This is a genomic window from Sphingomonas sp. CFBP 13714, from assembly GCF_014842205.1.
Classification (GTDB): domain Bacteria; phylum Pseudomonadota; class Alphaproteobacteria; order Sphingomonadales; family Sphingomonadaceae; genus Sphingomonas; species Sphingomonas aerolata.
Genome location: NZ_JACYVG010000003.1, coordinates 224,714 through 249,027, shown reverse-complemented (window position 1 = coordinate 249,027; position 24,314 = coordinate 224,714). Strand labels below are relative to the sequence as shown.

General features: G+C 67.8%; 23 protein-coding genes. 10 read left to right on the top strand and 13 right to left on the bottom strand.

The window, feature by feature from the left end; translation table 11 throughout:
• Positions 1-21 precede the first annotated feature (21 nt).
• Positions 22-693: a PAS domain-containing protein gene (locus IFT54_RS08980; protein WP_037529556.1), complete on the bottom strand. Its 672-nt coding sequence runs from the start codon at positions 691-693 to the stop codon at positions 22-24.
• A 78-nt stretch (positions 694-771) separates the two neighbouring features.
• On the bottom strand, positions 772-1,929 hold the full coding sequence (locus tag IFT54_RS08975) for a saccharopine dehydrogenase family protein (RefSeq protein WP_192070369.1): 1,158 nt from the start codon (positions 1,927-1,929) through the stop codon (positions 772-774).
• 101 nt (positions 1,930-2,030) lie between these two features.
• Between IFT54_RS08975 and IFT54_RS08970 the strand changes: the two genes are divergently transcribed.
• Positions 2,031-2,381: a TfoX/Sxy family protein gene (locus IFT54_RS08970; protein WP_192070368.1), complete on the top strand. Its 351-nt coding sequence runs from the start codon at positions 2,031-2,033 to the stop codon at positions 2,379-2,381.
• Here IFT54_RS08970 and IFT54_RS08965 read toward each other — a convergent pair.
• Positions 2,378-4,153: an ABC transporter transmembrane domain-containing protein gene (locus tag IFT54_RS08965; RefSeq protein ID WP_192070367.1), complete on the bottom strand. Its 1,776-nt coding sequence runs from the start codon at positions 4,151-4,153 to the stop codon at positions 2,378-2,380. The genes IFT54_RS08970 and IFT54_RS08965 overlap by 4 nt on opposite strands.
• A gap of 185 nt (positions 4,154-4,338) precedes the next feature.
• On the opposite strand from IFT54_RS08965, the gene IFT54_RS08960 reads away from it, so the two are divergent.
• A complete protein-coding gene (locus IFT54_RS08960) occupies positions 4,339-5,571 on the top strand; it encodes a polyhydroxyalkanoate depolymerase (RefSeq protein WP_192070366.1) in 1,233 nt (410 codons plus the stop codon).
• A 69-nt stretch (positions 5,572-5,640) separates the two neighbouring features.
• On the opposite strand, the gene IFT54_RS08955 is transcribed toward IFT54_RS08960, so the two are convergent.
• The 3 genes from IFT54_RS08955 to IFT54_RS08945 form a co-directional block, all read right to left on the bottom strand.
• Complete coding sequence (locus IFT54_RS08955) at positions 5,641-6,123, bottom strand: pyridoxamine 5'-phosphate oxidase family protein (RefSeq protein WP_031394543.1); 483 nt, start codon at positions 6,121-6,123, stop codon at positions 5,641-5,643.
• Positions 6,124-6,201: 78 nt separating this feature from the next.
• Positions 6,202-7,380, bottom strand: a complete 1,179-nt coding sequence (locus tag IFT54_RS08950) for an acetyl-CoA C-acyltransferase (protein ID WP_192070365.1) — start codon at positions 7,378-7,380, stop codon at positions 6,202-6,204.
• Positions 7,381-7,433: 53 nt separating this feature from the next.
• Positions 7,434-7,892 carry a MaoC family dehydratase gene (locus IFT54_RS08945; protein ID WP_342354795.1) on the bottom strand — a complete coding sequence of 153 codons (459 nt, stop codon included), beginning with the start codon at positions 7,890-7,892 and terminating at the stop codon, positions 7,434-7,436.
• A gap of 133 nt (positions 7,893-8,025) precedes the next feature.
• On the opposite strand from IFT54_RS08945, the gene putA reads away from it, so the two are divergent.
• Positions 8,026-11,076 (top strand): bifunctional proline dehydrogenase/L-glutamate gamma-semialdehyde dehydrogenase PutA, encoded by a 3,051-nt coding sequence (gene putA, locus IFT54_RS08940; protein WP_244648806.1) that lies wholly within the window; start codon positions 8,026-8,028, stop codon positions 11,074-11,076.
• A 320-nt stretch (positions 11,077-11,396) separates the two neighbouring features.
• Here putA and IFT54_RS08935 read toward each other — a convergent pair whose 3' ends face one another.
• Together IFT54_RS08935 and IFT54_RS08930 are read right to left on the bottom strand one after the other, a co-directional pair.
• The gene (locus IFT54_RS08935; RefSeq protein ID WP_192070363.1) at positions 11,397-12,572 is read right to left on the bottom strand and encodes a mechanosensitive ion channel family protein; all 1,176 of its coding nucleotides are present in this window, start codon (positions 12,570-12,572) and stop codon (positions 11,397-11,399) included.
• An 11-nt stretch (positions 12,573-12,583) separates the two neighbouring features.
• Positions 12,584-13,615, bottom strand: coding sequence for a DNA topoisomerase IB (locus IFT54_RS08930; protein WP_244648748.1), 1,032 nt, complete (start codon positions 13,613-13,615; stop codon positions 12,584-12,586).
• Positions 13,616-13,701: 86 nt separating this feature from the next.
• Between IFT54_RS08930 and IFT54_RS08925 the strand changes: the two genes are divergently transcribed.
• Positions 13,702-14,265: a type 1 glutamine amidotransferase domain-containing protein gene (locus IFT54_RS08925; RefSeq protein ID WP_107933286.1), complete on the top strand. Its 564-nt coding sequence runs from the start codon at positions 13,702-13,704 to the stop codon at positions 14,263-14,265.
• A 36-nt stretch (positions 14,266-14,301) separates the two neighbouring features.
• On the opposite strand, the gene IFT54_RS08920 is transcribed toward IFT54_RS08925, so the two are convergent.
• From IFT54_RS08920 to IFT54_RS08910, 3 genes are read right to left on the bottom strand one after another with little or no spacing between them, the layout of a single operon-like run.
• Positions 14,302-15,393: an acyltransferase family protein gene (locus IFT54_RS08920; RefSeq protein ID WP_192070362.1), complete on the bottom strand. Its 1,092-nt coding sequence runs from the start codon at positions 15,391-15,393 to the stop codon at positions 14,302-14,304.
• Positions 15,390-16,733, bottom strand: a complete 1,344-nt coding sequence (locus IFT54_RS08915) for a putative O-glycosylation ligase, exosortase A system-associated (protein WP_192070361.1) — start codon at positions 16,731-16,733, stop codon at positions 15,390-15,392. The genes IFT54_RS08920 and IFT54_RS08915 overlap by 4 nt, the downstream gene beginning before the upstream one ends.
• Positions 16,726-16,950, bottom strand: a complete 225-nt coding sequence (locus tag IFT54_RS08910; RefSeq protein ID WP_192070570.1) for a hypothetical protein — start codon at positions 16,948-16,950, stop codon at positions 16,726-16,728. Before IFT54_RS08910 ends, IFT54_RS08915 begins: the two co-directional genes overlap by 8 nt.
• Positions 16,951-16,998: 48 nt before the next feature.
• On the opposite strand from IFT54_RS08910, the gene IFT54_RS08905 reads away from it, so the two are divergent.
• The 3 genes from IFT54_RS08905 (at position 16,999) to IFT54_RS08895 (ending at position 20,750) form a co-directional block, all read left to right on the top strand.
• The gene (locus IFT54_RS08905) at positions 16,999-18,195 is read left to right on the top strand and encodes a TIGR04063 family PEP-CTERM/XrtA system glycosyltransferase (protein ID WP_192070360.1); all 1,197 of its coding nucleotides are present in this window, start codon (positions 16,999-17,001) and stop codon (positions 18,193-18,195) included.
• 11 nt (positions 18,196-18,206) lie between these two features.
• On the top strand, positions 18,207-19,070 hold the full coding sequence (locus IFT54_RS08900) for a hypothetical protein (RefSeq protein WP_192070359.1): 864 nt from the start codon (positions 18,207-18,209) through the stop codon (positions 19,068-19,070).
• An 81-nt stretch (positions 19,071-19,151) separates the two neighbouring features.
• The gene (locus IFT54_RS08895; RefSeq protein WP_192070358.1) at positions 19,152-20,750 is read left to right on the top strand and encodes a spinster family MFS transporter; all 1,599 of its coding nucleotides are present in this window, start codon (positions 19,152-19,154) and stop codon (positions 20,748-20,750) included.
• Between the two features lie 42 nt (positions 20,751-20,792).
• On the opposite strand, the gene IFT54_RS08890 is transcribed toward IFT54_RS08895, so the two are convergent.
• Both IFT54_RS08890 and thpR read right to left on the bottom strand, forming a co-directional pair.
• Entirely contained in the window at positions 20,793-21,329 is a 537-nt protein-coding gene (locus tag IFT54_RS08890; protein WP_192070357.1) for a superoxide dismutase family protein, read from the bottom strand.
• A 12-nt stretch (positions 21,330-21,341) separates the two neighbouring features.
• Positions 21,342-21,944, bottom strand: a complete 603-nt coding sequence (gene thpR, locus IFT54_RS08885) for an RNA 2',3'-cyclic phosphodiesterase (RefSeq protein ID WP_192070356.1) — start codon at positions 21,942-21,944, stop codon at positions 21,342-21,344.
• A 119-nt stretch (positions 21,945-22,063) separates the two neighbouring features.
• Between thpR and IFT54_RS08880 the strand changes: the two genes are divergently transcribed.
• The 3 genes from IFT54_RS08880 to IFT54_RS08870 all read left to right on the top strand — a co-directional run bounded on the left by IFT54_RS08880 (position 22,064) and on the right by IFT54_RS08870 (position 24,089).
• Positions 22,064-22,813 (top strand): Bax inhibitor-1/YccA family protein, encoded by a 750-nt coding sequence (locus IFT54_RS08880; protein ID WP_031440668.1) that lies wholly within the window; start codon positions 22,064-22,066, stop codon positions 22,811-22,813.
• An 82-nt stretch (positions 22,814-22,895) separates the two neighbouring features.
• Positions 22,896-23,687 (top strand): transglutaminase-like domain-containing protein, encoded by a 792-nt coding sequence (locus IFT54_RS08875; RefSeq protein WP_183935562.1) that lies wholly within the window; start codon positions 22,896-22,898, stop codon positions 23,685-23,687.
• A gap of 93 nt (positions 23,688-23,780) precedes the next feature.
• Positions 23,781-24,089: a hypothetical protein gene (locus tag IFT54_RS08870; RefSeq protein ID WP_031393947.1), complete on the top strand. Its 309-nt coding sequence runs from the start codon at positions 23,781-23,783 to the stop codon at positions 24,087-24,089.
• Positions 24,090-24,314: the final 225 nt, after the last annotated feature.

The window sequence follows — 24,314 nt, the reverse complement described above, 5'->3', positions numbered from 1 at the left end:
TCGAAGATGGCGCCGCCGCTGTTACGCCAAGTCGGAGTAGGTGGCGAGCAGGGTTTCGGTCCTCGCAAGGCCCGTCGCGGTGAGCTGGATCACGCCCGCGCTGCAGTCGGGGCGTTCGACCAGGCCCTTTTCGGCGAGCGCGCCGATCCAGCGGTGCGTGCGCGGCAGATCGAGCAGCGACAGCGCGCCGAGCGTCGCCGCGTCGATCACCCGACCCTCGGCCTCGGCGAGATAGATCTGCACCAGCACGAGCCAGGCATGGTCGCCGAACAGGTCGTCGCCCAGCTGTTCGCGTCGTCGGTGCAGGCTCCGGTCGACCTTCAGCGCGACCTGCCAGAGCCGTTCGGGCATGACGACGTCGGGCACCGCGGTGAGCGCCTTGGCTTGCGGAAGGTAGAGCGTGCCGACGAGCCGGCCGGCCTCGAGCCCGCGGTCGAGCCGCGAGACATGGACGTCGACCCACACCGCGGCACCGCCGGGCTGGAGATAGCGCTTGCGGATGCAGACCGGTCCCGCGCCGGGGGCGAGCATGGTGACCCGATCGATGTTGCGGACGCGGTCGTCCGGGTGGGTGACGTCGGCATAGGAGCGCCCGACGAGTTCGCTAAGCGGCCGTTGCAGCAGGTCCTCGACGGTCTGATCCATCGTCAGTAGCAGACCGTTCGGGTCCGACAGGGAATGGCCGACGAGCATCGAGGCGGGAGTCCTTTGTAATCCCCCGTTCAGATAGGGCGCGATCACCCTTATATCAAATGTTTACGCCGTGATCGCTCAGCTAGTGACGAAGGTCAGCCCGGCATGCGCGATCAGCCGGTCGCGCAGTTTGGCGCCCATCAGCGCGCCCGGCGTCCAGATGCCGCCATCGCCCGCGACATCGCGGACGAGGCAGATCGCCGATTCCGCGATCATCTTGCTAGTCGATCCATAGCCCGGGTCGCGGTCGCCCGTCACGACCGTGTCGATGCGGCTGCCATCGGGCATGATCCCTGCGAACAGCAGGTCGTAATGGCCTTCATCGCGTTCGGCCTTGGAGGGGCCTTCGCCGGGCTTCGGGCCCTTGTCGCCGGCGAACGGATTGAACTTCGCGATCGCCTCGGCCGCGGCCTTGCCCATGTCGCCGAGCCCCGCGACGGTCATCTCGTCATAGACGAAGTCCGCGCCATAGGCCTCGCCGAGCAGGAAGTTGGTGCGGTGGACGTTCTTGGTGTTGATCGGCGCCATCACGAACGGCGCGACCCAGGTCTGGAGCGTCGAGTCATATTCGGGGAGCAGCCCGGTCGGCTGATGCGGCCCGGTGAAGCCGGGGGTAAGCGCGAACGGGCTGGTCAGCAGCTTGACGAGGCCGGGATCGCGCGCGGCGGCGGCGAGCGTCGCCTTGAGGCTGGCCGCGGTGCCGCCGGAAAAGGTGCCCTTCATCGTCCGGACGCGGCCCTTCACGCGCGGCGCAGGACTGCCGTAGCGCGCCCTGGCCGCCTCCTGGAGCGTGAGCACCCCGAGATCGAACGGGATGCTGTCGAAGCCGCAGGAGAAGACGATCCGGGCGCCGGTGCGCGTGGCCTCCCCCTCGTGCGCGTCGATCATGTGGAGCATCCAGGCGGGTTCGCCGCACAGATCGACATAGGCGGTGCCCGATGCGGCGCAGGCGGCGACGAGGTCGGAGCCGTAGAGCTGGTAGGGCCCGACGGTCGAGATCACGACGGTGGCGCGCTCGACCATTGCGCGCAGGCTTGCCGGATCGTCCGAGTCGGCGGTGATGAGCGGCGTGTCGGCGGGGGCGCCGATCAGGTCGCGAACCTCCTCAAGCTTGGCGCGCGATCGCCCGGCCATCGCCCAGCTGAGGCCGGTCGGATAGGTCTGGACCAGATATTCGGCGACCAGCCGGCCGGTGAAGCCGGTCGCGCCATAGATGACGATGTCGAAGTCGCGCATGTCCATCTCCCGTTTTGCCGCAAGTCTGCCCCGACCGGCGCCGCCCCGCAAGCGAAACGCCGCGTCTCGTCAAGGCGGGGCGGATCTGCCAGGACCGCGCAATGGCCTCCGATCCGAGCATCGTCGCGTTCATCGTCGAGCAGATCGCCGCCGCGGGCGATGTCGCCGCGCGGCCGATGTTCGGCGAATATGGCGTCTATTGCGACGGGCGGATGGTCGCGCTGATCTGCGACGACCGGCTGTTCCTCAAGCCGACCCCGGGCGGGCGCGCGTTCGCGGGCAGCGACGGCGCGGCGATCGAGGAAGCAGCGCCCTATCCGGGGGCGAAACCCTGTCTGGTGATCGACGCGGATCGCTGGGACGATGCCGACTGGATGGCCGAGATAGTCCGGATCTCGGCCGCCGAGCTGCCGCTGCCCAAGCCAAAGCGCGCGAAACCGCCGAAGGGCTAGGCCGCGTCGTTGAACTGCAGGCTGGCGAGCCGGGCATAGAGGCCGCTGTTGGTCATCAGCGCTCCGTGTGAGCCCTCCTCGACGATCTGGCCGTCGTTCATCACGATGATCCGTTCGGCGGCGCGGACGGTTGCGAGGCGGTGCGCGATGACGAGCGTGGTGCGGTTCGCCATGAGCCGTTCGAGCGCCTCCTGGACGAGTCGTTCGCTCTCCGCGTCGAGCGCGCTGGTCGCCTCGTCGAGCAGCAGGATCGGGGCGTCGCGCAGCAGCGCGCGCGCGATCGTCACGCGCTGACGCTGGCCCCCCGACAGCCGCGCGCCGCCTTCGCCGAGGAAGGTGTCGAGTCCTTCAGGCAGCTTGCGGAGGAATTCGGCGGCGTTGGCGGCCTCGGCGGCGGCCCAGAGCTGGTCGTCGGTCGCGGTCCAGTCGCCATAGCGGAGATTGTCGCGCGCCGAGGCGCCGAAGATCACCGTTTCCTGCGGCACCATCGCGATCCGGGCGCGGACCGCGGCGGGATCGGCATCGCGCAGGTCGACGCCGTCGAGCGTCACGCGGCCCGCATCGGGATCGTAGAAGCGCTGGACGAGCTGGAACAAAGTGGTCTTGCCCGCGCCCGAGGGGCCGACGACCGCGACCGTCTCGCCCGGTTTGATGTCGAGCGAGAAGCCGTTGAGCGCGGCGACGTCGCGACGGGTCGGGTAATGGAACCGGACGCCCTCGAAGGCGAGCGCACCGCGCGAGGGCTGCGGCAGCGCGACGGGCGTGGCGGGCGGCGCGATCTCGGGGCGTTCGCGCAGCAGTTCGGACAGCCGCCCCGCGGCACCCGCGCCGCGCAGCAGATCGCCATAGACCTCGGTCAGCGCTCCGAAGGCGCCCGCGACGATCCCGCCGGTCAGGACGAAGGCGGCGATCGCGCCGCCGCTGATCCGCCCGGCGGCGACGTCGACCGCGCCTTCCCACAGCACCAGCGTGATCGAGCCGAACAGCAGGCCGATGACGATCGCGGTCATGATCGCGCGCAACAGGATCCGCGCACGGGCTGCGGCGAAGGTCGCGCGCACCGCGTCGCCGAAGCGGGTCGCCTCGCGCTCTTCCTGCCCGAACGCCTGCACGACCTTCATCGCGCCGAGCGTCTCGGTGGCGATCGAGCCGACATCGGCGACGCGGTCCTGCGAGGTGCGCGAATAGTTGCGGACGCGTTTGCCGAGCAGCGCGATCGGCAGGACGATCAGGGGGATGCCGATCATCAGCAGCCCGGCGAGCTTGGGCGAGATCGCGAAAAGATAGATCAGCCCGCCGACCCCGGTGAAGGTGTTGCGCAGCGCGATCGAGACGGTGCTGCCGACGACCTGGTCGATAAGCGCGGTGTCCGAGGTCAGCCGCGAGGCGATCTCCGACGGGCGATTCTCCTCGAAGAAGCGCGGCGTCAGGGTGAGCAGGTGACGCTGCACCGTGGTGCGGATGTCCGCGACGACTCGTTCGCCGAGCCACGACACGTAGTAGAAGCGCACCGCGGTCGCGACCGCGAGCACGACGACGATCATCAGCAGATAGTGGAACGAGGTTCCGACCGATCCGCTCGCGCCCGGGCCGAAGCCGCGGTCGATCACGCGCTTGAAGCCATAGGGTATGCCGATCGTCGCGGCCGAGGTGGTTACCAGCGCGAGTCCCGCAAAGGTGATCTGGCGCGGGTAGTTCGCGGCGTGTCGCCACACCATTGCAAGGTCGCCGATCCGGCGGGGCGTCTTTTCGTCGAGTATCGGCTTGGCCATGGCGGATCGCCTAGCAGCGGCGGGGGTCACGCTCAACGGCAACCGCATGACGGCCGGGACGTTGGACGAGCTGGACGCGCACGGGATTGGGACACGCGCGCGCCCGCGTCCCGGCAATGCTCTGTTGCGCGGCAGCATAATTGCGTTACGGAAATGTTAACCCCTTTTGGGGTAGAGGATACCGAATGCTCTACGATGCCTATGAATTTCAGCGATCGATGATGGCAGGCGCCAGCAGAATGGCCAGTTTCGGGGCGGGAATGCTGAACAATCCAGCAAACCCATTCGCCTATTTGGGCGGCGGTGCGGTCGTCGGATCGGCGCTCGAGGTGTTCGCGCACGTCAATGCGACTCGCGGAAAGCCGGCGTTCGGCCTCGACCACACGATCATCGACGGGCGCGAAGTCGCGGTCCGTGAGGAGATCGTGCTGCGCAAGGATTTCGGCCAGCTGAAGCGGTTCGTGCGGGAGGGCGTCGAGGACGGACCCAAGCTGCTGATCGTCGCGCCGATGTCGGGGCATTATGCGACGCTGCTGCGCGGCACGGTCGAGCGGATGCTGCCGTTCGCCGACGTGTACATCACCGACTGGCGCGACGCGCGCAGCGTGCCGCTGTCCGCCGGACGGTTCGATCTCGACGATTATATTGATTACGTGATCGCGTTCCTCGAGGCGATCGGTCCGAACGAGGGGCAGGGCGGCACGCATATGCTGGCGGTCTGCCAGCCTTCGGTCCCCTGCTATGCCGCGGCGGCGCTGATGAGCGCGGACGGCAATCCGTGCCGGCCGAAGACGCTGACGCTGATGGGCGGGCCGGTCGACACGCGCGAGGCGCCGACCGCGGTCAACACGCTGGCGACCGAGCGTCCGCATACGTGGTTCGAACAGAATGTCATCGCGACGGTGCCGGCGAATTATCCGGGCGCCGGGCGCAAGGTCTATCCGGGCTTCCTGCAGCTGGCCGGCTTCATGTCGATGAACCTCGGCAACCACATGGTCTCGCACTGGGAGATGTATAAGCATCTCGTCCAGGGCGACGGCGAAAGCGCGATGGCGAGCAAGGGCTTCTACGAGGAATATCGTTCGGTCTGCGACATGACCGCCGAATTCTATCTGCAGACGATCGACGTGGTGTTCCAGACCCACGCGCTGCCGCGCGGGTTGCTGACGCACCGCGGGCGGCCGGTCGATCCGGCGGCGATCACCGATATCGGCCTGCTGGCGATCGAGGGTGAGCGCGACGATATTTCTGGGCTGGGGCAGACAAAGGCGGCGCTGTCGCTGGCGACCGCTCTTCCCGAGGCAAAGAAGCGGTATCTGATCGCCGAGGGGGCCGGCCATTACGGTATCTTCAACGGCTCGCGCTGGCGCAACACGATCGCGCCGGTGGTCGAGGAGTTCATCACCGCGAACGGATAACTATCCGCCAGTATAAAGGTCGATCGCGACCGCCGGTCCTGAAACCGGCGGTCGCGATCGGTATCTGGGTCAGCCGACCGAGTCGACGACTGCGTGGCTGCTCGACTCGCTCGACGTGATCGTGCCGCCGAACAGCATCTTGACGCGTCCGGTCAGCGAAATGTCGGTTTCCCAGAGTTCCGCGCTGTTGATGTCGAAGCGCAGCAGTGTGAGGTTGGGGTCTTCCTTGCCGCCCGGAAACCAGGCCTCGACCTGGTTGTTCCACAGCTTGTCGATCTGCGTGCGGTCGTTCATCTGCGAGACGGTGCCGGCCATGCACGCGAAGAAATCATGCCCCTTGCCGACGAACTGCGCCATTGCCGCGCCGCCCTTGGCGATGCGGTTGTCGCGACCGGCGAAGAAGAACAGCACGTTGGGCTGATCGTCGTCGAGCTGTGCGGTCATCGGCTCGGAATGCTGACCATCGTCGAGGCCGATCATCACGAACGGGCTGGACTTCAACTTGTCGAGGAAGGTGTTCGCGACTTCCTGCGGGGTATCCTTGTCGGCCATCGTCGTTCTCCTATTGGCTTGGATTGCCACAGAGAACGGGCGGGGCGGAGGATGGTTGCCACCGCCGCCCCGCGAGCATCACAGGACTTCGAACAGGCCCGCCGCGCCCATGCCGCCGCCGACGCACATCGTCACGACGACATGCTTTGCGCCGCGACGCTTGCCCTCGATCAGCGCATGGCCGGTCGCGCGCGCGCCGGTCATGCCGTAGGGATGGCCGATCGAGATCGCGCCGCCGCTGACGTTGAGCAGCTCGTCGGGAATGCCGAGCGTGTCGCGGCAATAGAGGACCTGGACCGCGAACGCCTCGTTCAGCTCCCACAGGCCGATATCGTCCATCTTGAGACCGAAGCGCTTGAGCAGCTTGGGAATCGCGACGACCGGGCCAATCCCCATCTCGTCGGGTTCGGTGCCGCCGACCGCCATGCCGATATAGCGGCCGAGCGGCTGGAGCCCGCGCTGCGACGCGATCTTTTCCTCCATCAGCACCGAGGCGGACGACCCATCGGACAGCTGGCTGGCATTGCCCGCGGTGATCGTCATCTCGGGGCCCATCACGGGTTTCAGCGACTGGAGCCCTTCGAGCGTGGTGTCGGCGCGGTTGCCCTCGTCGCGGGCGATCGTCACCTCCTTGTAGGTGACGTCCTTGGTCTCCTTGTTGACGATCGCCATGTTCGCGGTGACGGGGACGATCTCGGCATCGTAATAGCCCGCGGCCTGCGCGGCGGCGGTGCGCTGCTGCGACTGGAGCGCATAGGCGTCCATCGCGTCGCGCGTGATGCCGTAGCGCTTGGCGACGACCTCGGCGGTCTGGAGCATCGGCATATAGACGTCGCGGTGCATCGCAAGCAGTTCGGGATCGGGTGCGACGCGCATCTGCGGCGTCTGGACGAGGCTGATGCTCTCGACCCCGCCACCGATGGTGATGTCCATCTGGTCGGTGATGATCTGCTTGGCGGCGGTGGCGATCGCCATCAGCCCGCTGGCGCACTGGCGGTCGAGCGACATGCCGCTGACCGTCGTCGGCAGCCCGGCGCGGAGCAGCGAGGTGCGCGCGATATTGCCCGCCTGGTGACCCTGCTGGAGCGCGCAGCCGAAGACGACGTCGTCGACTTCGCCCCCGTCGATGCCGGCGCGTCCGACCGCGGCCTTGATCGCGTGGCTGGCCAGCGTCGGCGCGGGGGTGTTGTTGAATGCACCGCGATAGGCGCGGCCGATCGGGGTGCGGGCGGTGGAGACGATGACGGCTGAACGCATGATGCTATCCTTTTTTCTGAAGTCCCCTCCCGCGGGCGGGCGGGAAGAAATGGTCAAACGAAAACCTGGCTGATCCATTCGGCGATCAGGGCGGGCTTGTCCTTGCCCTCGATCTCGACCGCGAAGCTGTTGGTCTGCTGCCACTGGCCGGGGCGCTTCTCGTCGAACGACAGCAGCTTGAAGCGGCCGCGGACCTTCGATCCCGAGCGGACCGGCGAGAGGAAGCGGACCGAGTTGCCGCCGTAATTGACGCCCATCTTCGCGCCCTCGATCGTCGGCGCGTCGGGGATCTTCGACGACAGGAGCGGCATCAGCGAGAGCGTGAGGAAGCCGTGCGCGATCGTCCCGCCGAACGGAGTCTGCGCCGCGCGGGCGGGGTCGACATGAATGAATTGATGGTCGCCGGTGGCGTCGGCGAATTTGTCGATCATGCCTTGCGTGACCTCGACCCAGTCGGACAGCGTCTCGGTGCCGACGCGGTTCTGCATCTCGGCAGTGGTGATCGTCGCCACGGCATTCCCCTCCTAGCCTGTTTGGCGCTAAGCGCAGCGACGTCTCTAGGCGTACAGGCTGGCCGACCGCAAGCCTCACCCAACCGGAAGCTGGAAAATGTCGACTGCCGTAACGTCCAATGCCCGTAACACCATGGCAAAGCTGTACCGCGCAAGCGAACCCGATGTTCTAAAACCGCTGCTGGAGCGTGCCGCGCTCGATTCGGATTCGCGCGAGCGGGTGATGGGTCACGCGCTCGGGCTGCTCGCCGATCTGCGCGCGGCGCAGAGCAAGGGGTGGGTGAACCAGTTCCTCCAGGAATATCGGCTGAATTCGTCGGAAGGGGTCGCGTTGCTCAGCCTCGCCGAGGCATTCCTGCGCGTGCCCGATCCCGAGACCGCCGACCTGCTGATCGCGGACAAGCTGGGCGATGCCGACTGGCGCGCGCATGCGGGCAAGTCGAATTCGAAGCTCGTCAATTCGGCGACCTGGGGGCTGGTGGTCGGCCGCGTGCTGGTCGGCGAGGGCGCGACCGGGCCGCTGCGCCGGCTGATCAGCCGCGCGGGCGAGCCGTTCGTGCGCCAGGCGGTCGGGGCGGCGATGAAGATGATGGGCGAGATCTTCGTGATGGGCCGGACCATCGACGAGGCGATGAAACGGATGCGGCGGCCCGAGAACAAGGGGTTCACCGCGAGCTTCGACATGCTCGGCGAGGCGGCGCGGACGCATGCCGATGCGCAGCGCTATTTCCAGGCCTATGTCGGTGCGGTCGATGCGGTCGGGCGCGATCCCGCGGCGGGGCATTCGATCTCGGTCAAGCTGTCGGCGCTCCACCCGCGCTACGAGGTCGCGCGGTGGAGCGAGTGCGTGCCCGCGCTGACCGAGATGCTCGAGGCGCTGGCGGTGCAGGCGGCGTCGAAGGGCATCGCGCTGACCGTCGATGCGGAGGAATCCGAGCGGCTCGAGATGAGTCTCGACATCATCGGCACGGTCGCCGGGCTGCCGTCGCTGAAGGGCTGGGACGGGTTCGGCATGGCGGTGCAGGCGTATGGCAAGCGCGCGCGGCCGGTGATCGCATGGGCGAACGGGCTCGACCGGGTGATGAACGTGCGGCTGGTCAAGGGCGCGTACTGGGACAGCGAGATCAAGCGGACGCAGGTCGAGGGGCTGGCGGACTATCCGCTGTTCACGCGGAAGGCGGCGACTGACGTGTCCTACCTGGCGGTCGCCAAGGACATGCTGGCGGCGGAGAATATCCGGCCGGCCTTTGCGAGCCACAATGCGCTGACGGTCGCGACGATCATGGAATGGGCGGGCAACAGCCGCGATTTCGAGTTCCAGCGGCTGCACGGCATGGGCGACGGGCTGTACGAGCGGCTGGTACAGGAGAACGGCTATCACTGCCGCGTCTATGCGCCGGTTGGCGGGCACCGCGACCTGCTCGCCTATCTCGTCCGGCGTCTGCTGGAGAATGGCGCGAATTCGAGCTTCGTGCATCAGCTGGCGGATGAGCGACTGACCGAGGGGGAGATCCTCGCGGATCCGGTGGCGAAGATCGCCGCGGTCGGGGGCAAGCGGCATCCGAGCATACCGTTGCCGGTCGACCTGTTCGGGGCGGGCGGGCACCGGAATTCGGCGGGGCTCGATTTGAGTGACGTGGATACGCTGGCGGCGACTGTTAAGGTGGTGAATGCGCCGGTTGCTTCGTCAGGGCACCACCCCGGGGACGGCCGGGGCCCAGCTGGGAGCGGTGATGTGGCTGAGGACGGCGCGTCGTCACGGCAGCCTTCCCAACTGGACCCCGGCCTTCGCCGGGGGGGAGCAGAAGGGTTGGGCGGGGATCTGGTCACGGCCGCGATCACCCGCGCGCATGCGGCGTTTCCGGGCTGGTCGCGGTCGCCGGTCGAGGCGCGCGCGGCGTGTCTCGACCGGCTTGCCGATCTGCTCGAGACGCACCGCGACGAGCTGATGGCGATCTGTGTGCAGGAGGCGTTCAAGACGATCCCCGACGCGATCGGCGAGGTGCGCGAGGCGGTGGATTTCTGCCGTTATTATGCGCAGCAGGCGCGCGCGAAGCTGCAGCCGATCGAGCTGCCGGGGCCGACGGGCGAGCGCAACATGCTGCATATCGAGGGGCGCGGCGTCTGGGCGACGATCGCGCCGTGGAACTTCCCGCTGGCCATCTTCCTGGGGCAGACGGTGGCGGCGCTCGTCACGGGCAATGCGGTGGTGGCCAAGCCCGCGCCGCAGACGCCGCGGATCGCCGCGCGGGCGGTCGAACTCGCGCACGAGGCGGGCGTGCCGGCCGACGTGCTGGTCCTGGTCACGGGCGGGCCCGAGGTCGGCGCGGCGCTGACCGCGGACGCCCGCATTCAGGGCGTCGCGTTCACCGGCTCGACCGCGACCGCGCGCGAGATCGCACGCGCGTTGCTCGAGGACGACAGCCGGCCGATCGTGCCGCTGATCGCGGAGACGGGCGGGATCAACGCGATGATCGTCGATTCGACCGCGCTGCCCGAACAGGTGGTGGCGGACGTGATCGCCTCGTCCTTCCGTTCGGCGGGGCAGCGTTGCTCGGCGCTGCGGCTGTTGCTGGTGCAGGAGGATATCGCGGACGGCGTGATCGAGATGCTGTCGGGGGCGATGGACACGCTGAGGATCGGCCGTGCGGGCGATCCGGCGACCGATGTCGGGCCGGTGATCGACCAGGCCGCCTATGACCGGCTGATGGCGTATCGCGCGCGGGTGGCATCGAAGGTCGTCAAGACGCTCGACGTGCCCGCAGACGGCCTGTTCGTGCCGCCGACGCTGGTGCGGATCGGCGCGATCGAGGATCTGAACGAGGAGTGGTTCGGGCCGATCCTCCACGTCGCGACGTGGGAGGCGGGCAAGCTGAGCGAGACGATCGCGCGGGTCAACGCCAAGGGCTACGGCCTGACGATGGGGCTGCACAGCCGGATTGCGCGCGCGGCCGAGGTGATCGAGGCCGAGGCGGCGGTCGGGAACCTGTACATCAACCGGTCGATGATCGGTGCGGTGGTCGGATCGCAGCCGTTCGGCGGCGAGGGGCTGTCGGGGACCGGGCCGAAGGCGGGCGGGCCGCGCTATCTCTACCGCTTCTGTGCGGAGCGCGCGGTGTCGGTGGATACGACGTCGGCGGGCGGGAATGCGACGTTGCTGTCGCTGGATGAGGGTGGGATCTGAGGGGGGGCTTCGCCTATTTTCCTTCGCCTCGTCATCCTCGCGAAGGCGGGGATCCATACTGGCTGGCGGTGAGGGGTATCGCGATCCGTTGAGTATATGGATCCCCGCCTTCGCGGGGATGACGGTGGGGGGTGGGCTTCGCCTTTTTTGAAACCTGCCGCGCTTTCTTCGTCCTCCCCGGCGGAGGCCGGGGCCCAGTTGGGGGACGTGATTGACGACGGGTGCGTTCCGTTACTGCGACCTCACCAACTGGGCCCCGGCCTTCGCCGGGGAGGGGTAATGGGTTGATGTGGCGAGTTCCGTCAGGCCCGGGGACCTCGTCAGGTGGATGGTGTATCCGCGCGCGACCGTTGCGCTTCCCCGTACGGCATCACCATCGACCCGTCCGGGGCGGCGGTGAGGTTGACCTGGGTGGGGAAGGCGATCTCGATCTTCTCGTCGTTGAAGCGCTGGAGGATGGCGATCCCAACGGCGGTGCGGCCGTTGTAGAAGCTGGCATAGTCGGGGCCGTCGCTGTCGAACTGGACCTCGAAATCGAGGCTCGATGCGCCGAAGCCGGTGAAGCCGGCGCGGACGAAGATCTTGCCCTGCGCCTCGACCACGTCCTTCAGCATGTCGGGAATGCGCGCGCAGATTTCGGCGGGGGTGAAATAGGTGACGCCGATGATGAATTTCGCGCGGCGGTGATTGCGCTGCGTGTTGTTGAGGATCTCCTTGTTGAGGAGATTCTTGTTCGAGATGACGCGCTCCTCGCCGTCGATGCCGCGGATGCGGGTCGATTTCAGGCCGATCGCCTCGACGCTGCCCGAGGCGGTGTCGTAGCTGATCGAATCGCCGCGGCGGAACGGACGGTCGAAGATGATCGCGAGCGCGGCGAACAGGTCGGCGAAGATGCCCTGCGCGGCCAGACCGATCGCGATGCCGCCGACGCCGAGGCCCGCGACGAGGCCGGTCACGTTGACGCCGAGATTGTCGAGCACAACGACCATCGCAACCGCGAACACGACGAAGGTGACGAGCAGGCGGATCAGCCCCATCGCCGACAGCAGCGCCTCACCCGAATAATGTTCGGACTGGGTGCGGTGCTCGATCGCGCCGAGGATGATCTCGCGCACCCAGACCGCGACCTGGAACACCGCAGCGACGGTGAAGAGGAAGTTGACCGTGGTCGCGACCTCGCCCGGTGCGGCGGAATAGCCGTCGACGAGCTTCGCGGCGAGCATGACGATGAAGAAGTTGCTGGTCCGCGAGACCGCCTTGCCGACGACGATCCCCCAGCCGTTAAGCGCGCGTGGCCGTTCGCACAACCGGCTGCCGAAGCGGCGCGCGGTGTGGAGCGCGAGGACGATCAGCGCGCCGGCGCCGAACGCGATCAGGATCTGCAGCCAATAGGCCTGGACCCAGGCGAGGCTGGCGGTGACGAAGCCCTGTGCCTGGCTGCCGACATCGCTCGCGTTGAAGATCGGGGCCTTGGCGACGCTGTTCGTATTGGACATCTGGATACTCGTCAGGCCGCGACGGCGATGGTCGCGGGCGTGCCGGCTTCGAGAAAGGCGATCAGGCCGCATTCCTCCCGGCTGAGATAGCGCTTGGCGCGCGGGAGGCGGAGCGCCTTGCGGAAGGTCGACTGGCCCTGTTTGACGAGGTCGATCAGGGCGGGGTGGACATAGCTTTTCCGCGCGATGGCATGCGTGTTGCCGAGCCGCGCGACGACCGGTTCGAGCATCGCCTTCAGGCTGAGATCGCGCTCGGCCGAGGCGAGCGCCTCGAACGCGGCGACGCTGGCGGCCCAGGTGCGGAAGTGCTTGGCGGTGAAGTCGGTGCCGGTGACCGCCTGGATATAGGCGTTGACGTCGCTCGACGTGACGGGATGCGCCACGCCGTCATCGTCGAGCCAGGCGAAGAGATGCTGTTCGTCGAGATCCTGGCATTTCTTCACGAAGCTGCTGAGCGAGCGGTCGGTGATCCGGAGCGTCCGCATCTTGCCCGACTTGCCCTTATATTCGAGCCGGAGCGTGGCGCCCTTCACCGCGCCGTGGCGCTTGCGGAGCGTGGTCGCGCCGAAGCTCTCGTTCGCGGCGGCATAGGCCTCGTTCCCGATGCGGATATGCCCGCCGTCGAGCAGGCGGAGGACCGCGGCTACCGCGCGGTCACGGCTGAGCGAGCGTTTGCGCAGATCGGCCTCGACCGCCTTGCGCAGCTTTGGGAGGGCGAGGCCGAAATCGGCGCAACGCTCATATTTCGCGGCGTCCTGCGCCTCGCGGAAGCCGGCGTGATAGCGATATTGCTTGCGACCCTTCTCGTCCCAGCCGACCGCCTGGATGTGACCATTGGGCTTGGGGCAGAACCAGGCGTTGCTGTAGGCGGGGGGCAGGCCGACCGCGTTGAGCCGGTCGATCTCGTCACGGTCGGTGATGCGGGTGCCCGATGCGTCCCAATAGCCCCAGCCGGCGCGCATCTTGCGGCGGGAAATGCCGGGCTTGCTGTCATCTGAATATACGAGTCTGCTGGGCAATGCGTCGTTCCTTCCGGCCGACATTCGAAATGTTCGGGCGGGCGCATCGTTCCGGAACGACCCGCGCGGCGCGGGGTTGAGGGGGCACGGGATTTCACTGGAGACATGACATGGCCGATCTTTCCCAGGCACGCATTCTGATCCTCGCCACCGACGGTTTCGAGACCGTCGAGCTGTTCGAACCCAAGAAGGCGCTCGAGGCGGTGGGCGCGAAGGTGACGCTCGCGTCGATCAAGACCGACCCGATCCAGGGCATGAAGGGCGACATCAACAAGGCGGAGACGATCACCCCCGAGCTGACGCTCGATGAGGTCGATACCGACGATTATGACGCGCTGGTGCTGCCCGGCGGCGTGGCCAACCCGGACGCGATGCGCGTTCAGGAGCGCGCGATCGAGATCATCACCGAGTTCATGGAGGACGGCAAGATCGTCGCCGCGATCTGCCACGCGCCCTGGCTGCTGGCCGAGGCGGACGTGATCGACGGGCGCCGGCTGACGAGCTTTCCGTCGATCCGCACGGATCTGGAGAATGCCGGCGCGGAGGTGGTCGACGAGGAGGTCGTGGTCGACGACAATCTGATCACCAGCCGCAAGCCCGACGATATCCCCGCGTTCAACAAGGCGATCATCGCCGCGCTCGAGGAAGAACTGGCGGACGAGCCGGTCGACTGACGCTCGACGGCCAGAGGCGACGAGATACAGGGGGGGTCAGCGCGTTTGCTGGCCCCTTTTTGCTGTGTGTCCAAAGCGGTTGATCCAGGCCTGCGCGGGCCGCTCGACGCCGTGGTACAGCGCGAGGGAGGCCAGCAGGATCCCGAGGAGAAGCGCGCCGATCAGGAGCGGCGGGACCGCGACCGCGCTGGCGACGACCGCCATCTTGAACGCGGTCCAGAGCAGCGAATGGCTGAGATAGGTCGAAAAGCTGATCTCGCCGAGATTGTGCAGCGGCCAGGAGGCGAGCGGGTTGCGGGGCCGGTTGGAGGTGAGCGCGAGCGCGAGCAGCAGCGCCGCGAGCGCGGCCGGTATCGCGACGATCTCGTTCAGAAGGCCGGTTGCGACGCTCGCAAAACCCAGGCTGCTGATGCACAAGGCCGCGACGAGCGCGCGCCGGGGCTGCTCGCGGTGGCGCAGCCACAGGGCCGCGACCGCGGTGCCTGCTGCGAATTCGGTGACGCAGCGCAGGACGCCGAACCAGGGGATCGCCTGGCCGAGCGTCGTCATGCCGTTCGATCGCATCACGTAAGCGAGCAGGCCCAGCGCGACGGCGATCGCCGCGATCAGGCCGAGTGTCGGGACGCGGCGCCAGTCGATGACGAGCGGGAGCAGCGGGAAGACGAGATAGGCGAACATCTCGCTCGAGATCGACCAGGCGGGATCATTCCAGTCGAGCGCGGTGACGCCGAACCAGTCGCGCGTCATCGGCCAGTTCTGAAGCAGGAGGATATGCACCGGCAAGCGGTCGAGCGGGAAGCGCGGGTCGGGGGGGCGTCCGGTCAGCGCGAGCGCGGCGACGATCAGCAGCGCGAAGCCGAGCATGACGAGATGGAGCGGCCAGATCCGCGCGACCCGGCGGCGCAGGAAGCCGGGGATGGCGCGCCAGCGCTGCACGGCGATCCGGTCGGCATAGCTCAGCCAGATCACGAAGCCCGAGAGCAGGAAAAAGAAGTCGACCGCGAGATAGCCCTTGGCGAGAACGCGCTCCACGCCGTCGGACACGCCGAGCGCGGCGCGGAGATGGAACAGCACGACGAACCAGGCGGCGACGCCGCGCGCGCCGGTCAGCGCCCTCAGTTCGCTCATGCCGGCAGGGGGCCGGAGGCAGGGCGGCGCATCGGGCGGAAGCTCGCGTCACGGCGCTTGCGCCCGAGATAGGTGTCGAGCCCGATCTGCGCGCCGATCAGCATGTAGATGAACGGCTGGAACGCGATCGCGATGAACGCCGCGCCGAGCAGATAGACGAGATGACCGCTCTGCAATGCGGCGGCGAGCGGGCCGGCCCAGGCGAACCGCCCCTCCGGATCGCGGTAGCGCTGGCGCAGTATCTCCATCCGGACGAGGCCGCCGAGGTTGAGCACCAGCCATAGCGCGAGCCCGAAATAGCCCTGTTCGCCGAGCATTTCGAAATAGGCGCTGTGATAGGCGCGCGCCTTGTCTTCCTCGACACGGCCCGGCGTCGCGGCACCGGTGCCGGCGAGGTCGTAGCGGATGCGGTTGCCGCGATAGGCCTCGAACCCGCCGCCGAACGGATGCGATTTGGCATAGTCGATCGTCCACTGCCACACCGCGATCCGGGTCGAGGCGGATTCGTCGGCCTGGTAGGTCTTGATCGTGTTCATGCGGTCGGTGAAGGTCGATGGCAGGAAGGGGATCGCGATCAGCCCGAGTGCGGCCAGCCCCGCCAGATACAGGGCCTTGCGCTTGACGACGCGGAGCGACAGGACCGCGAGCAGCGCGATGCAGAGCAGGCCGGTCCGCGTCGAGGTGCCGACCGGGATCAGCAGGCAGGCGAAGACGAGCGCGACGCAGAAGCCGCGCACGCGCCAGTCGGGTCTGAAGATCGTCCCGTAGCGCATGAACCAGATAATGATCGGGATGATCGCGACCGCGACCGCGCTGATCGTGCTGCCTTCGTAAAGCCCCGAATTATTGTCGACCATCAGGTTCAGTTGGCCATAGCCGCCGCCGCCGCTGGCGATCGTCTTGATCCCGCCGACGATGATGATCGAGGCCGCCGACAGAATCATGAACAGCAGCAGCGCCTCGATCCGGAGCCGGGTGCGCAGCGTCAGCGGCAGGAAGGCGGCAAAGGCGAGCGCCTTCCACACCCAGTCCCATTTGTCCTTCGCCTCGATCGGGAAGTCGGCGGCGAGCGTGGTCGCCCAGCAATAGAGCAGCAGCACGACGATCAGCAGCTGGCGCGGCGCGACCCGCGTGTCGCGCTTGTCGTCCGCGATCAGCCAGCCGCCGACCGCCAGCGCGACCGCGATCAGCGAGATGGGGACGGTGTTGAGCAGCAGATAGGTCAGCCGCTGCGGCGAGACGATGTCGATATAGACATAGGCGAGGACGAGCAGGAACGGACGCCGGAACCCGAGCGCGAAGATCGCAGCCAGAAAGGCGATGAAGGCGAGATCACGCACGCGGGCGGCGTCCGTCACGGTCGAGCGTGTCGGTACCCGTGCGATCGTCGTCGGATTTCGGCTCAGAGTCGAGATCGGGGCGGCGCAGGAGCAGGATCGCGGCGATCATCATCAGGCCGTGCGTCAGGCCCAGCGCGAAATTGTCGATCATCGGCCGGCCTTTCCGTGTCTGCGCGGTCCCGTTGCCGCCTGTGTCCGTCGCTGCGGCATAGGCCATGGCGGTTGACGCGCCGTTAAGCGCTGTCATGGCAACACGCTACTCACGATGCGCATTCTTCATATCCTCGACCACGGCCTGCCCCTGCAGAGCGGCTATACCTTTCGCACGCGGGCGATCCTCAAGGCGCAGGAGGCGCGCGGCTGGACGGTCGCGGCGGTGACCGGGCAGCGTCATGGGCCGGCCGCCGCCGCGGTGGAGTCGGTCGACGGGCTGACCTTCCACCGGACGCCGGCGACGCGCCGGTCGGGGCCGCTGGGCGAGATCGCCGGGATCCGCGCCTTTGCCCGGCGGATCGAGGCGGCGGTCGATGCCTTTCGCCCCGATATCCTGCACGCGCATTCGCCGGTGCTCGATGCGCTGGCGGGGCTGATCGTCGCGCGGCGGCGCAAACTGCCGCTGGTCTACGAAATCCGGGCGTTCTGGGAGGATGCCGCGGTCGGCAACGGCACCGGGACCGAGGGATCGCTCGCCTATCGCACGACGCGCGCGCTGGAGACCTGGGCGGTCGGCCGTGCGGACGGCGTCGCGGTGATCTGCGAGGGGCTGCGCGACGACCTGATCGCGCGGGGAATCGACGGGGGCAAGATCATGGTGTCGCCCAACGGCGTCGACCTGACGCTGTTCGGGGCGGTGCCGCCGCGCGACGACGCGCTGGCGACGACGCTGGGGTGCGACGGCAAGGACGTGGTCGGCTTCATCGGCAGCTTCTATGACTACGAAGGGCTGGACGACCTGATCGCGGCGATGCCCGCGCTGGTCGCGGCACGGCCGGACGCGCGGCTGCTGCTGGTCGGGGGCGGGCCGATGGCGGATGCGCTGGCGGCGCAGGCTGCGGCCTCGCCGGTCGCGGACGCGATCCATTTCGTCGGCCGGGTGCCGCATGCCGAGGTCGAGCGCTATTACGGGCTGATCGACATCCTCGCCTATCCGCGCAAGCGGATGCGGCTGACCGATCTGGTGACGCCGCTCAAGCCGCTCGAGGCGATGGCGCAGGGGCGGATGGTGGCCGCGTCGGACGTCGGCGGACACCGCGAGTTGATTCGTGACGGGGATACGGGCACGCTGTTCGCGCCCGACGATCCGCCAGCGATCGCGGCGGCACTGGCGGGGATGTTCGACGATCGCGCGGACTGGCCGTCGCGCCGCCAGCGCGCGCGGGCGTTCGTCGAGCGCGACCGTAACTGGTCGTCAAACATTTTGCGTTACGAACCGCTTTACCATCGGCTGATACAGGCCGAATGACGGACCATGGCATGACCGAATTCCATCGACAGTCCCCGATCCGCCACCTTCCCGTCGCCGCAGCATTGCTCGTCGCGGTCGCCGCGATCCTTGGCTTCGTCGCGATGCCGGGGACGATGCTCGAGGAGCTGGTCTGGCGGACCGGCGTCGCCGCGCTCATCCCCGCCGCGCAGCCGCCGCTGGGGACGACGGCGCGTGTCGTTCTCGCGCTGGCCACCGCGGTCATCGGCGCGGCGGTGACCTGGTCGGCGCTGTTCCTGCTGGTGGGGCCGGGGGGGCTGCTGGTGCGTCCGCCGCGTCGCCGCGACGACGGCGTGCCGGTCGTCCGTCGGGCCGATGCGCATCCGGACGCGCCGCCACGCCGGCCGATGACCGCCGCCGATCTCGGCACGCCGATGATGGAGGTGACCGCGGCGAACCCGGTCACGCTCGAGCGGTCGATCCCGGCGGACCTCGACCAGCCGCTCGCGGCGTTCGACCCGCATGCGATCCTGCCGGTGCCGATGGCGCCGATCCGGCCGGTCACGCCGCTGGTGCAGGCCGAGGCGGCGCCGGTCGCGTCAGCCGTTCCGGTGGAAGACGAGGAGCGCGTCGAAGGATTAGCCGACGCATCCATCGCGATCGACGAGCCGGTGGAGGCTGCGACGATCCCGATCACGGTCAGCGAGCCGGTTGCGCCGCGGGTCTCGGTGGCCTGGTCAGCGCCATCATCGGCTTCACCGTCAGCCGGTGCCGTCAATGGTGCGGCTCGGCATGAGCCGCGTCTGGTCGATGCACCAACTCCGGCTGCATCGGCGTCACCGCCTTCCATCGAGTCGCTGTTGCGGCGGCTGGAGCAGGGCGCGACCCGGCGGCGTCAGGCGACATCGGGCTGACATACCGCGACCGCGTGAAACCGCTGTTGATACGAAGAAACCTCTGATACCGATTGCTCGAAAACGACGGTCGGAGGGGTCATGGCGCAGGTCGCGGATCAATCGAAGTTCGAAGAAGCGGCGCCGCCTGCGGAGCCGGACGGGCAGGCGGGGGCGACCCGCTATGGCTGGTATGTGCTGTCGATCCTGTTCCTGGTCTATGTGCTCAACTTCGTCGACCGGCAGATCATCTCGATCCTTGCCGAGGACATAAAGCGCGATCTGGGGCTGAAGGACCAGGATCTCGGGTTTCTCTACGGGACTGCCTTCGGGGTCTTCTATGCGCTGTTCGGGATCCCGCTCGGGCGGCTTGCGGACAATTGGCACCGGGGGCGGCTGATGACGATCGGCCTGACGCTCTGGTCGGTGATGACGGCGGTGTCCGGCCTGTCGCGGACCGGTGGGCATCTCGCGGCGGCGCGGATCGGCGTCGGCATTGGCGAGGCGACCGCCAGCCCCTCGGCCTATTCGCTGATCTCCGATTATTTCCCCAAAAGGCTGCGCGCGACCGCGCTGTCGATCTATTCGGCCGGGCTTTACGTCGGTGGCGGCTGCTCGCTGTTCATCGGCGGGGCGATCGTGCAGGGCTGGAACCGGGCCTATCCGGGGGGCGGGCCGTTCGGGCTGGTCGGGTGGCAGGCGGCGTTCATGGCGGTCGGCGTGCCGGGGCTGTTGCTCGCGATCTGGATCGCGACGCTGAGGGAACCGATCCGCGGGCATGTCGAGGGGCTTCCCGAACCGGCGCCGCACCCCGCACCGTTCCGCGCCTTTGCCGGCGAACTGCTGACGATCGTGCCGCCGCTGACGCTGATCGGCGCGGCAATGGGCGGGGTCGGGGCGTTCGTCGTCAACCTCGCCGGGCTGGCGATCGTCACGCTGGCGGTGGTCGGGCTGGTCGGAGCGGGCGAACCCTGGCCGCAATGGGTGGCGATCGGGACCGGCGTCTATGCCGTGTTCTCCTGGGCTTGCGCGCTGCGCCGTCGCGATTTGCCGACCTTCGCGCTGATCATCGGCACGCCGGCGTTCCTGTGCACGGTCGTCGCCTATGGCCTGAACGCGTTTCTGAGCTATGCGGCGAGCTTCTGGGCGGCGCCCTATGCCCTGCGCGTGCTCGGCGCGACGCCGTCGAGCGCGGGGTTCCTGCTCGGCGGGCTGGGCGCGCTTGCCGGGTTTCTCGGGCTGACGATGGGCGGAGTGGTCTCGGACCGGTTGCGGCGGACCAACCCTGCCGGGCGGCTTTTGGTCGTGATCTTCGGCGCGGTCGTGCCGGTTCCGTTCCTGTGCCTCGCCTTCACCGCATCGGCGCCGCTGCCCTTCTATGCCGGGATCTTCCTCGCGCAGATCACCGCGAGCTGTGCGCTCGGCGCGGCCGCGGCTACGACGCAGGACCTAGTGCTGCCGCGGATGCGGGGGACGGCGACCGCGACCTTCTTCATCGGCACGACGCTGATCGGGCTGGCGCTCGGGCCGTATCTGGCGGGTCGCGTGTCGACGCTCAGTGGGAGCCTGTCGGTCGGGATGCTGTCGCTGCTGGTCAGCGTGCCGATCACGCTGGCCACGGCGGTGGCGGCGTACCGGCTGGTCCCCGCCGCGGAGGCTTCGCGCGAGGCGCGGGCCCGGGCGGCGGGGGAGGTCGCCTAGCCATGGCCCCTCGCCGAGGATGCCATGGCACGGCGGGGTGGTTCAGCTCGGCTGGAACACGCCGCAGGCGATGCGGCCGCCGCTGTTGCCGGACGGATCGGTCATCAAATCGTCGGGACCGGCATGGACCACGAACGCCGAACCATCGGCATCGAGCAGCCCGGCCATCGTCGCGCCCGGGATCGTGACGCCGACCGTGCCGCGGCCGTCGGCGCCGGTGATCAGGTTGGGCAGATCGCCCTCATGCGGCCCCTGCGGGTTCATCGAACCGTGCTTCATCGATGTCGGGTTCCAGTGGCCCCCCGCGGTCGTGAAGTCGGGAGCGTCGCAGCGGCCGGTCGTGTGGATATGGACGCCGTGCGTGCCCGGCGGCAGCGCCTTGGCATCGACGGTGAAGCGCAGTCCGCCTGCGACGTCGGTCGCGGTCGCGCGGCCTACATCGACTCCGGCGGCGTTCATCAGCATCGCGCGCGCGCTCTGCCCGCCTGCGACCGGCGTGCCGGTCTCGAGCCCCTTCTGATCGCAGGCCGCGAGCCCGATCGCCGCCGCACCGACCAGCGCAAATGTTGCAATCCGCATGTCCGTCTCTCCCTATTGATCCGACGCGAACCCGCCAAAGTCGCCGGCGGTTCCGGCGTCGGGTTCGAGCGGCCAGCGCAGCAGCGGTTCGTACCAGGCACCGTCGCGGCCGAGGTGGCTCTGGTACAGCGTGAGATGGGTCATCGCAAACGGCGCGCTGGCGAGCCCGGCATGGCGGGCGATCCAGCCGTCGATATCCGGGGACGTGCCGAGCGATCGCGGCAGCCGGGCGAGCGTGACGTGCGGCAGATAGGCGCGGCGGTCGGGGGGAAGCCCGGCGCGGACCACCGCCTGATCGACCTTGCGGTGCAGCGCGGTGAGCGCGGCGTGCGGGGTGACGCCCGCCCAGAGCGTGTCGGTACGCCCGCGGCTCGCAAACTGGCCGACCGCATGCAGCGCAACCGTTGGGGCCGCCGGCGTCAGCGACAGGCGGAGCCGGTCGATCTCGGTCACGATGTCGTCGGCCAGACGCGGATCGACCTCACCGAGGAAGCGCGTCGTAACGTGGAGCTGCTCATCATCCTGCCAGCGCGCACCGCCGATCCCGTCCATCAGGTCGAACAGCATCTCGCGGATGTGGAGGGGCGGGCGGAGCGCGAGAAACAGGCGTAACATCGGCAGGAATCATAGCGCCGATCACCCCGAATTGGGAACGTCTCCGCTTGAAAATCGTCCTTCCAGCACCGATGTTGCACGCAACCGGCATGTGGCCGGATAGAGGAGTTGTAATTTCAATGGCTAATTGGTCTGATCCCCGGCCTCGTGCCGCGCCGTTCGGAGCGACGGCCACTACCACCGGTTCGGCAGCGTATGACGCGGGTCTCCGCTCGTACATGCTGTCGGTCTATAACTATATGGGCTCGGGCGTGCTGCTGACCGGCATCGTCGCGCTTCTGTTCGCCTGGGGCGGTGCATCGTCACCTGCCGCACAGGTGTTCATGGGCGGCGGTCCGCTGAAGTACGTCATCATGTTCGCGCCGCTCGCGATCGTGTTCGGCATGAGCTTCGGCCAGAACCGGATGAGCACCGCGACGTTGCAGATGCTGTTCTGGGGCTTTGCGATCCTGATGGGTCTGTCGCTGTCGACGATCTTCCTGGTCTATAGCGGCACGTCGATCGCCAGCGCGTTCTTCGCGACCGCCGCCGGGTTCGCCGGGCTGAGCCTGTACGGCTACACCACGAAGCGCGATCTGTCGGCGTTCGGGACGTTCCTGATCATCGGCGTGGTCGGTCTGCTGGTGGCAAGCATCATCAACATCTTCCTTCAGTCGGGTGTCATGCAGCTGGTCATCAGCGGCGTCGGCGTGTTGCTGTTCGCAGGTCTGACGGCCTATGACACGCAGCGTACCAAGAGCCTGTACATGCAGGTCGCGGGTACGGACATGGTCGGCAAGGTCGTGATCATGTCGGCACTGAGCCTGTATCTCGACTTCATCAACATGTTCATGTTCGTGCTTCGCCTGTTCGGCAGCAGCCGCAACTAAGCGCTTCGCACCTTTTCTTAGTGACGGTCCGGCGGGAAACTGCCGGGCCGTTTTTGCATCCTGGCCAGGATTTTAGACCACAATGCGTCTCTCGATCGACGTTCATCTGGATTATGGAATTGCCGGCGACGCCGACGTGTTGCTGCAGATCGAGGCGGCGGCGATGCCCGACCAGCGCATCGAGGAACAATCGCTGACGATCTGGTCGGACAGCCCGATCCGCGCGGTCCCGGGCGAGGACGGCATCGGCCAGCGTTGCTGGGCGCGGGGACATGGCCGGCTGACCGCGGCGTACCGCGCAGTGGTGAAGGTCGAACGCCCGGTCGTCGCGCTCGGCGCCTATGGCACCACGCCGCCCCGAATGCTGCCCGGCGACGTCACCGCCTATCTGATGCCAAGCCGCTATTGCCAGTCGGACCGGTTTGAGGGGTTCGTTGCACGCGAGTTTCCCGGGCTCGACGGCGGGGCGCTGGCGGCGGCGCTGAGTGCATGGGTCGGAAACGCGCTCGATTACCGGATGGGATCGAGTTCGGGCGAGACGACCGCGCTCGACACCTTCGCGTCGCGGTCGGGCGTGTGCCGCGACTATGCGCATCTGCTGGTTGCGCTCGCCCGCGCGGGGGGAATCCCGGCGCGTTGCGTCTCGGCCTATGCACCGGGGGTCGATCCGCCCGACTTCCACGCGGTCGCCGAGCTCTGGCTTGACGGCGCGTGGCGGCTGGTCGATCCGACGGGGATGGCATCGTGCGGTGATATCGCGCGTGTCTGCATCGGGCGCGACGCCACCGACATCGCGTTCATGACCGTGTTCGGGCAGGCGACGCTGTGGACACAGACGGTCCGGGTCCGCGCGCTCGACGACGAAACCGCGTGATCGGTCCGCAACGCGAGTCGCTCGTCGCAGGGACAGGAACACCCGGCGTGCTGAACCGTTTGCGTCCGTAACGATTTTCACAGGAGTCTCGACATGACCGATATCGACAAACGCGCGCTCGACAGCCTGTCGGTGGCACCGGATGGGCAGGATGGCGATGCTGCCAACGGCCGGACCGACGGCCGCGACCCGCGCCAGGAGGCCGGTCAGGACAAGTCGATCGGCAAGCGGCTGCAGAAGAACCCGTCGAGCAACGATGCGCGTCTCGACAATGCACTCGACGAGTCGATGGATGCGAGCGACCCGCCCGCCTCGACCCAGCCGGTGCACAATCAGGGGCCGGCGCCGTCGTCGGGCTATGATGCCGAAGCAGAACGCAAGTTGGCTGAAAAGAACGGCTGATCTATCCTGGAGCCTGCTCGCGCCCGGCCGATGTCGGGCGCGAGCGGCACTCCGACATTCCAGGTTCGAATGTTGCGTAAATACCGCCCTTGGCGAAAAGTTTGATGCCTGGCCTCGACTGGTCGCATTGCGTGTTGCAGCGCAGCAGATTTCATGGTCGCTTATAACCGTGACGTGACGATGCGTTAGGGATCCTCCTCTGCCCCAAATGCATGGGAACGCCTG

What these genes read in the sequence shown, in the direction of transcription:
- IFT54_RS08925 (WP_107933286.1), top strand. Translation starts at nt 13,702, where the DNA reads ATGGCCGATCTTTCCCAGGCACGCATTCTGATCCTCGCCACCGACGGT.
- IFT54_RS08870 (WP_031393947.1), top strand. Translation starts at nt 23,781, where the DNA reads ATGACCGATATCGACAAACGCGCGCTCGACAGCCTGTCGGTGGCACCG.
- IFT54_RS08965 (WP_192070367.1), bottom strand. Translation starts at nt 4,153, where the DNA reads ATGGCCAAGCCGATACTCGACGAAAAGACGCCCCGCCGGATCGGCGAC.
- IFT54_RS08950 (WP_192070365.1), bottom strand. Translation starts at nt 7,380, where the DNA reads ATGCGTTCAGCCGTCATCGTCTCCACCGCCCGCACCCCGATCGGCCGC.
- IFT54_RS08900 (WP_192070359.1), top strand. Translation starts at nt 18,207, where the DNA reads ATGACCGAATTCCATCGACAGTCCCCGATCCGCCACCTTCCCGTCGCC.
- putA (WP_244648806.1), top strand. Translation starts at nt 8,026, where the DNA reads ATGGCAAAGCTGTACCGCGCAAGCGAACCCGATGTTCTAAAACCGCTG.
- IFT54_RS08955 (WP_031394543.1), bottom strand. Translation starts at nt 6,123, where the DNA reads ATGGCCGACAAGGATACCCCGCAGGAAGTCGCGAACACCTTCCTCGAC.
- IFT54_RS08875 (WP_183935562.1), top strand. Translation starts at nt 22,896, where the DNA reads ATGCGTCTCTCGATCGACGTTCATCTGGATTATGGAATTGCCGGCGAC.
- IFT54_RS08890 (WP_192070357.1), bottom strand. Translation starts at nt 21,329, where the DNA reads ATGCGGATTGCAACATTTGCGCTGGTCGGTGCGGCGGCGATCGGGCTC.
- IFT54_RS08905 (WP_192070360.1), top strand. Translation starts at nt 16,999, where the DNA reads ATGCGCATTCTTCATATCCTCGACCACGGCCTGCCCCTGCAGAGCGGC.
- IFT54_RS08970 (WP_192070368.1), top strand. Translation starts at nt 2,031, where the DNA reads ATGGCCTCCGATCCGAGCATCGTCGCGTTCATCGTCGAGCAGATCGCC.
- IFT54_RS08910 (WP_192070570.1), bottom strand. Translation starts at nt 16,950, where the DNA reads ATGGCCTATGCCGCAGCGACGGACACAGGCGGCAACGGGACCGCGCAG.
- IFT54_RS08920 (WP_192070362.1), bottom strand. Translation starts at nt 15,393, where the DNA reads ATGAGCGAACTGAGGGCGCTGACCGGCGCGCGCGGCGTCGCCGCCTGG.
- IFT54_RS08960 (WP_192070366.1), top strand. Translation starts at nt 4,339, where the DNA reads ATGCTCTACGATGCCTATGAATTTCAGCGATCGATGATGGCAGGCGCC.
- IFT54_RS08975 (WP_192070369.1), bottom strand. Translation starts at nt 1,929, where the DNA reads ATGCGCGACTTCGACATCGTCATCTATGGCGCGACCGGCTTCACCGGC.
- IFT54_RS08935 (WP_192070363.1), bottom strand. Translation starts at nt 12,572, where the DNA reads ATGTCCAATACGAACAGCGTCGCCAAGGCCCCGATCTTCAACGCGAGC.
- thpR (WP_192070356.1), bottom strand. Translation starts at nt 21,944, where the DNA reads ATGTTACGCCTGTTTCTCGCGCTCCGCCCGCCCCTCCACATCCGCGAG.
- IFT54_RS08930 (WP_244648748.1), bottom strand. Translation starts at nt 13,615, where the DNA reads ATGTCGGCCGGAAGGAACGACGCATTGCCCAGCAGACTCGTATATTCA.
- IFT54_RS08895 (WP_192070358.1), top strand. Translation starts at nt 19,152, where the DNA reads ATGGCGCAGGTCGCGGATCAATCGAAGTTCGAAGAAGCGGCGCCGCCT.
- IFT54_RS08980 (WP_037529556.1), bottom strand. Translation starts at nt 693, where the DNA reads ATGCTCGTCGGCCATTCCCTGTCGGACCCGAACGGTCTGCTACTGACG.
- IFT54_RS08880 (WP_031440668.1), top strand. Translation starts at nt 22,064, where the DNA reads ATGGCTAATTGGTCTGATCCCCGGCCTCGTGCCGCGCCGTTCGGAGCG.